The organism is Candidatus Dormiibacterota bacterium, from assembly GCA_036495095.1.
Lineage (GTDB): Bacteria > Chloroflexota > Dormibacteria > Aeolococcales > Aeolococcaceae > CF-96.
In genome coordinates, this window is record DASXNK010000131.1 from 1 (window position 1) to 6,389 (window position 6,389).

A 6,389-nucleotide genomic window follows, 5' to 3' on the forward strand; every position below is an offset into this window, starting at 1 on the left:
CGCACGCACGCAGCGGGGGGATGCGGGACACCATGCCGGAGCGAGTTCCGCAGCACGCCGCAGGGCGAAGCCCGAAGGCGAGCGAGGACCTGTCTGAAGCATCCGGCGTGGTGTCCCGCGTCACCCCGCGTCCGCCGTCAGCGACTCGAGGACGGAGGGCCCGGGCGAGGCGCCAACACCTGGGCCAGACGGCGGTGGAGGTCGGAGAGGGCCGGGGCGGCGGCCTGCAGCTCCTCGGGCGCCGCGGTGACCAGCGTCGCCAGGATCTCGGTGGCGAGCGACACCAGGTCGCTGGGCGGGGACGGCGGCGGGGGCAGCCGCTGGGGGCGTGCCGGTGCCGGCGACCTCGGGGTGCTGGGGGCCGCGGCCATCACCCGGGCGCGCTCCTCGGCGGCGCGGCCGGAGAGGGTCCGGGCGTGGATCTCCTCCCAGAGCCGGTGCTGCACCTCGGGCTGGTCGCGCAGCCGGAGCAGGGCGCGCGCGTGCTTCTCGGTGAGGTCGCCGGCACGGATGTCGTCGCGGATGGCCTCGGGGAGCCGGGTGACGTTGAGGATGTTGTACACGTGCTGCCGGGTGATCCCGACCAGCTCGGCCACCTGCTGCCACGAGCCGAGGTTGAGGGCGACTCGCAGCCGCTTCAGGGCATGGGCGCGGTCGACGGCGTTCAGCTCCTCGCGCTGGATGTTCTCGACCAGCGCCTCGACGTAGGCGAGGTCGTCGTCGGCCTCGACGACGATCGCGGGGATCTCCTGCAGCCCCGCCCTCCGCGCCGCCCGCCAGCGCCGCTCGCCGGCGATGATCTCGTAGACGTCCCCGCGCTGGCGCACCCGGATGGGCTGCAGCACACCGTGGTGGCGGACGCTGTCGGTGAGCTCCTCCAGCCCGCGCGCGTCGATGTGATGGCGGGGCTGGTCGGGGCGCGGCCGCACCCGGTCGATCGGCAGGCGCCGCAGGTCGGGGCGCACCGGCCGGCCGCTGAGGTGGAGTTCGGCCCCCTCCCCCGGGGGGTCGTCCGAGGTGGTCACCAGTACCAGGGCAGGGTGTCGTCGAAGGTCGCCGCCCGGGGTTCGCGGCGCCGGGCGGACCCGGCGAGCATCGCCACGCCCGCCAGCACCAGCGCCACACCGGCGACCGGCGGTGCCGCCGCGCCGGTGGTGGGGACGCCGAGCGACCGCGGCACGGGACGTACGGCTGCGGACGGGGATGCGGTCGTCGTGGTCGCCGTCGCCGTCAGCGTGACCGCGGACGCGGGGGGGCTCGGTGCCGGGGCCGCGGCCGGGGTGACCACCGGGACGGGCGCGAACGTCACCGGCGGCGGTGGGGGCGGCGTGACCCGCGCCTGCGCGGGCACGGAGCGGGGCAGGGGCCGTCCCCCAGCGGACACGGTCACCGTCGCGGGGCCGGCGATCAGCACCACGGTGCCGGCGGTGACCAGGACGGCGCCGAGCGCGGTGCGCAGGCGCGCGGCGGCGATCACCTCGGGCATGACGACTCTCCCATGCTGCATCGGATCCCTTCCCGGTCGACGGCGCGCCGGACATCGGCGTCACCGGATCGTGCCCAGTGTATGGGAGGACAGCGCAGCTCGCGTGCACCGCACGTGCACTGGTACGAGACTGCCAGTTCTGGCCAATGACGGGCGCTACTGTTGCGTCGCCGGGTCACGACCTCATCCCCGGTCCTCCTCCCTGGCCGGGACCGGATCAGGGGAGCGGTTCGGTCAGCGCGTACACGCCGGCGTGCAGCGACATCACCAGCGCGAGCGCGCGGCCCTGCGCGCTGGGACGGCCACTCTCCGCATCGCTGAGCTCCGTGCCCAGCTCCTCGACCAGCGCCTCCACCCCGGCGCCGCTCTGCACCACGAAGAGCCGGGCGCGGCGGGAGACCAGCGCCCGCCACTCCGGTCGGTTGAAGCTCGTCGCCAGGCGCAGCAGCACGTCCGAGTCGGCGCGCAACCGGCTCGCCAGCCGGGCAGCGCGGACGGCGTCCTCCTCCACCGCGAGCGCGCCGAGGCGCTCCACGATGTCGTCGCAGAGCGTCCGGCAGCGCCGGTAGCAGCGACGCCGCTGCGCCTCCGCCATGGTGCGCGCGGTGGCACGCACCTGCTCGGTCGTGGTGCAGGCGATCGGCCCGGTCACGGGGACGCGACCGTGCGCGGGATGAGCAGCAGGCTGAGCCCGGCCGCCAGGGCCGTGGTCGCCGCCGCGAGCCCGAGCGCCGCCGCCGCCGACCACTGCACCAGGGGGCCGGCGATCGCCGAGCCCACCGGCAGCCCGAGGTAGTTGAGCGCCATCGACACCGCGAAGGCGCGTGACTGCACGGTGGTGTCGGTGCAGCGCTGGCGCAGGGAGAAGAGGCTCACGTCGAGCGGACCGGTGGACAGGCCGATGATCACCATGCCGGTGAGCGCCTGGGCGAGGGTGTCGGCGCCGGCCAGCACCGCCAGGCCCAGTGCCGAGGTGCCGATCGCGGCGGCGAGCATGGTGCGCTCCCGGCCCACCGTGCTCGCCGATCCCGACACCACGCCGGAGACGACGCCGGCGAGGCCGAGGACGGCGAAGAGCGCGCCGATCACCTCCGGGCCGGCCTGGAGGCGGTGCGCGGCGAGCGCCGGCAGCGCCACCAACAGCACCCCGGGGCCGACGTTGCGGAGCGAGACGCTCACCGCCAGGCCGCGCAGGGTGGGGTGGCGGAGCACGTAGCGCAGCCCGTCCAGCACCCGCCCCGCCAGCGCACCGGTCTCGGCCCGCTCGCGGCGCGGGTCGGCGACGCCGCCGACGGTGAGCGCCGCCGCCGCGTACAGCGCCCCGGTGACCACGATCGCGAGGGCGGGGCCCCCGGTGGCGACCAGCACCCCGCCCAGCGGCGGGCCGACCAGGCCCGCCATCACGTACCCGCCGCTGTCGAGGGCGTTCGCCTTGTCCCACAGCCGGCTGGGGACGACCGCGGGCAGCATCGCCCGGGTGCCGGTGTCGCTGAGCGGGGCGGTGAGCGAGGACACCGCCAGCGCGAGCAGCAGCATCCAGGGCGCCAGCCGCCCCGCCCAGGTGAGGCCGGCGATGGTGAGCAGCGCGAACGCGGCGGTGACGTGGTCGATGCGGATGAGGCACACCCGCGGGTAGCGGTCGAGGAGCGCGCCGGCCAGGGGGCTGACCAGCAGACCGGGCCCGATGCTCAGACAGACCGCGAGGCCTGCGAGCCCGGGCGACCGGTACTGCTGGAGGGTGAGGAGAACGACGGTGACCTGGCCCATGCTGATGGCGACGCGAGCGCAGAGCGCGGCGACGGCGAGCGGCGCGAAGCCCTCGAGAAGGAGAAGCTGGCGGTAGCTCGGTGCCGGTCTGCGCTCGACCAGGGTCCGTGTGCTCATCGGCGGGTCAGAACACCTCGCCGCCGTGGACGCTGAGGATGGTCAGCGGGCGCCTGCCTCCCGGCGTGGCCACGTCGACCTCCTCCCCGCCGGCGCGACCCAGCAGCGCCCGGCCCACCGGGGAGGCCACCGAGATCCGTCCCTCGAGCGGGTTCGCGTCGGCGGGGACGACGAGCGTGTAGCGGTGCTCTCCCTCCGCGTCGCGACAGCACACGGTCGAGCCCAGCCCGATCGCCATCACTGTTCCGGCGCCGTCTCCGGCCACTGCTCGCTCCACCATGCCGCACCTCCTCTCATCGGGTCGCGGTGGCATGGAAGCGCGGGTGGGCGGGGTTTTACAAGGTTCGACAAACACCCGACGATTTGTACGATGCCCGTCGAACGACCAACCGGCTCAGGCTCCGTTCAACGCCTCGTGTGGGCTGCCGAGAAGCTCGATCGCGGCGGGCAGGCGCTTGCACATCTGCAGCTGCGCCACCTCGCGGTCGCGGGCGATGACGCTGATGCCCGAGGCGAACTCATCGTCGTAGCTGCACCCCAGCCAGCGGCCGAGCATGAAGGCGCCGGAGGTGTGCAGGGTGAGATAGACGACCCCCTTCGAGCGGACGTTCGCCTCCCGGGGCACGTACATGCCGAGGATGTGCCGGTTGTCGTAGACCCGGCAGTGGGCCCGCCAGAGGAAGGAGCCGAGCGGGTTCTCCGGGGCCCGGCTGTGGTTCTCGATGCTGAGGTTGAGCCCCTGCTGCTGGACGGTGACCGACTCGCTGTCGATGCTGAGGCGGCCCTCCGCGGTCGTCTCCCAGAGCGCGTACCAGGTGCCCGCCAGGCTCACGGTGCCGTGCTCCTCGACCGGCGCCTCGACCTCCTCGCCGAGCCCTCCGGGGAGCATGGCCGCGCCGAGGTCGGGGGCGAAGGGGTCGTGCCGGCGGGTGCGCCGCTGCTCGCGGACCGCCGCCGTGTAGGCGCCGTGGAGCGCGGCGCCGCCGCCGGGGAACTCCGCCTCGATCCTCGGCAGGAAGGCGCGTCCGGGGAGGAGGGCCCCCCGTTCCAGGTTGGCGAGGTGCGGACGCGAGTAGGAGATCCGCCGGGCCAGCTCCTCCTGGCTCAGCCCCTGGCGGAGCCGGAACTGGCGCAGCGCGGCGCCGAAGCCGGGGGCGCCGGCCGGGGCCGGGGTGGCGCCGTTGCCAGTCACCGCCGCTCCTGCCGGGCGCTCACCGCCAGCCGGGTCAGGGCGTCGAGCCCGCCGAGCAGCTGGGCCGCCTCCGGGGCCGCGAGCACGTCCTCGAGCCGCCGGTAGGTCGCCTCCCAGAGTGGCAGCGCGCGGGTCAGGGCGGCGTGGCCCGCCGGGGTCAGCGCCACCAGCCGGCTGCGCCGGTCGCCGGCCGAGGTGAGCATCACCAGGCGGCGGCGCTGGAGCACTGCGAGGTTCCGGCTCAGGGTGGTGGCGTCGGTCACCACCTCGTCGGCGAGGTCGCACACCCGCACCGCTCCGAGCAGCCGCAGCGCCACCAGCAGGGTGAACTGGGTGGCGTGGAGCCCCACCGGGCGGAGCGCGTCATCGAACAGCTGGGTGACCGAGCGCGAGGCCTTGCGCAGCGCGAAGCACGGACAGGAGGCCGCCACCGTCTGGCACGCCACGACCGGCGCACACTCGTCCGTCGCCATGGCATGTATATACATGAAACCGCGCGGTGCAGTCCAGCGACGATCGTGTGGAGTGAGTTCCTGCCAATCACGGCGGTTTGTGGGCGCCGCGGTGCGCTATGGTGTGCTGATGTCGAGGGTGGTCGACATCGACGAGCGGGTGGTCCGTGACGCGCTGACCGCCGCCGCGGAGCGCACCGCGATCCTGACCGCGTCCATCGACGACACCGGGACGCCGGCGCCACACCTGCAGTGGAGCGTCGGCGAGGTGGCCGCGCACCTCGGCGGCTTCTGCCTGCCGGCGTTCACCGACGCGGTGCGCGGTCGCGAGGCCTTCTGGCATCCCTTCATCCCACAGGTGGAGGGGTTTCGCGAGCGCCTCGCGGGAGCGAACGAACGCACCCTCGCACGCGCACCGCTCCCACCAACCGACGAGCTCGCCCGGACGATCGGCGAGGGCGCGCGCACCCTTCTCCGGGCCGTCGAGGGTCGCGGCGGCGACGAGGTGCTGCGCACACCCTGGTACGGGGAGGGCGCCACCCTCGACCTCACCACCGTGCTCTGCGTGGTGCTCGGCGAGCTGCTGGTGCACGCCCACGACATCGCCCGTGGCCTCGGCCGTCCCTGGCACATCGACCCCGGCGACGCCCGCCTGGTGGTCGGCGGTGTGTTCACCGCGATGATCCCCCGGATCGTCGACCCCGAACGCACCCGCGGGATGCACGCCAGCTACGACATCCGCGCCTGGGGTGGACCGCGCTTCGTCAACCGGGTCGACGACGGTGTCGCCGTCGCCGAGCCCTACACCGGCCAGCGCGTCGACTGCCACCTGCTCGGCGACCCGGTCGAGCTGATGCTGGTCGGCTACGGTCGCCGCAGCCAGTGGACGTCGATCGCGCACGGACGGCTGCACGCCTGGGGGCGCCGGCCCTGGCTGGGCCTCCGCTGGAAGGGGCTCTATCTCGACCCCTGACGGGGATGTGTCAACCGGGTTGACTCGCCGGCGCCTCGACCCGATGGTGCGACAGGCCCAGCAGCCGCTCCAGGCGCCAGCCGGTGCCCAGCGGGTCGGACACCTCCGCCTCCGGCAGCACGGTGTACGAGTTGCGCGTACCGGTGCGCGTGCGGGTGATGTAGCCGGCGTCGACGAGGTCGCTGATGATGCGCGACGCCGTCCTCTCGCTCACCCCGGCGACGGCGGCGAGACGGTTCACGCTCAGCCCCTCCGTTGACGCGATGCAGAGAAGGATGAGGCCATGAGTGCTGATCAGCTCGGGCACGGTGCATCGGTCCGCCATGGGAATGGAGGGCACCTTACACCGTTCTGGCACAAAGGGAAAGTGCGAATCGCCAGAGTGGCACAACAGTCCACACT

Annotated in this window: 9 protein-coding genes; 1 reads left to right on the top strand and 8 read right to left on the bottom strand. The window is 74.1% G+C overall.

Translation table 11 applies throughout. From position 1 onward, the window contains the following. Window positions 1-137: 137 nt before the first annotated feature. The 7 genes from VGL20_13665 to VGL20_13695 all read right to left on the bottom strand — a co-directional run bounded on the left by VGL20_13665 (window position 138) and on the right by VGL20_13695 (window position 5,035). The gene (locus VGL20_13665; GenBank protein HEY2704726.1) at window positions 138-1,025 is read right to left on the bottom strand and encodes a ParB/RepB/Spo0J family partition protein; all 888 of its coding nucleotides are present in this window, start codon (window positions 1,023-1,025) and stop codon (window positions 138-140) included. Next, the gene (locus VGL20_13670) at window positions 1,022-1,486 is read right to left on the bottom strand and encodes a hypothetical protein (protein ID HEY2704727.1); all 465 of its coding nucleotides are present in this window, start codon (window positions 1,484-1,486) and stop codon (window positions 1,022-1,024) included. The genes VGL20_13665 and VGL20_13670 overlap by 4 nt, the downstream gene beginning before the upstream one ends. Before the next feature lie 217 nt (window positions 1,487-1,703). Further along, window positions 1,704-2,138, bottom strand: a complete 435-nt coding sequence (locus VGL20_13675; GenBank protein ID HEY2704728.1) for a hypothetical protein — start codon at window positions 2,136-2,138, stop codon at window positions 1,704-1,706. Then, window positions 2,135-3,370, bottom strand: coding sequence for an MFS transporter (locus VGL20_13680; GenBank protein HEY2704729.1), 1,236 nt, complete (start codon window positions 3,368-3,370; stop codon window positions 2,135-2,137). The genes VGL20_13675 and VGL20_13680 overlap by 4 nt, the downstream gene beginning before the upstream one ends. Before the next feature lie 7 nt (window positions 3,371-3,377). After that, window positions 3,378-3,650 carry a GreA/GreB family elongation factor gene (locus tag VGL20_13685; protein ID HEY2704730.1) on the bottom strand — a complete coding sequence of 91 codons (273 nt, stop codon included), beginning with the start codon at window positions 3,648-3,650 and terminating at the stop codon, window positions 3,378-3,380. Between the two features lie 114 nt (window positions 3,651-3,764). Beyond that, on the bottom strand, window positions 3,765-4,562 hold the full coding sequence (locus tag VGL20_13690; GenBank protein ID HEY2704731.1) for a helix-turn-helix transcriptional regulator: 798 nt from the start codon (window positions 4,560-4,562) through the stop codon (window positions 3,765-3,767). Next, window positions 4,559-5,035 (bottom strand): MarR family winged helix-turn-helix transcriptional regulator, encoded by a 477-nt coding sequence (locus VGL20_13695; GenBank protein HEY2704732.1) that lies wholly within the window; start codon window positions 5,033-5,035, stop codon window positions 4,559-4,561. The genes VGL20_13690 and VGL20_13695 overlap by 4 nt, the downstream gene beginning before the upstream one ends. Before the next feature lie 109 nt (window positions 5,036-5,144). On the opposite strand from VGL20_13695, the gene VGL20_13700 reads away from it, so the two are divergent. Next, a complete protein-coding gene (locus tag VGL20_13700; protein HEY2704733.1) occupies window positions 5,145-5,987 on the top strand; it encodes a maleylpyruvate isomerase N-terminal domain-containing protein in 843 nt (280 codons plus the stop codon). Window positions 5,988-5,997: 10 nt separating this feature from the next. Here the strand turns inward: VGL20_13700 and VGL20_13705 are convergent. Beyond that, the coding region (locus VGL20_13705) for a MarR family winged helix-turn-helix transcriptional regulator (protein HEY2704734.1) at window positions 5,998-6,389 on the bottom strand (392 nt) is incomplete at its 5' end.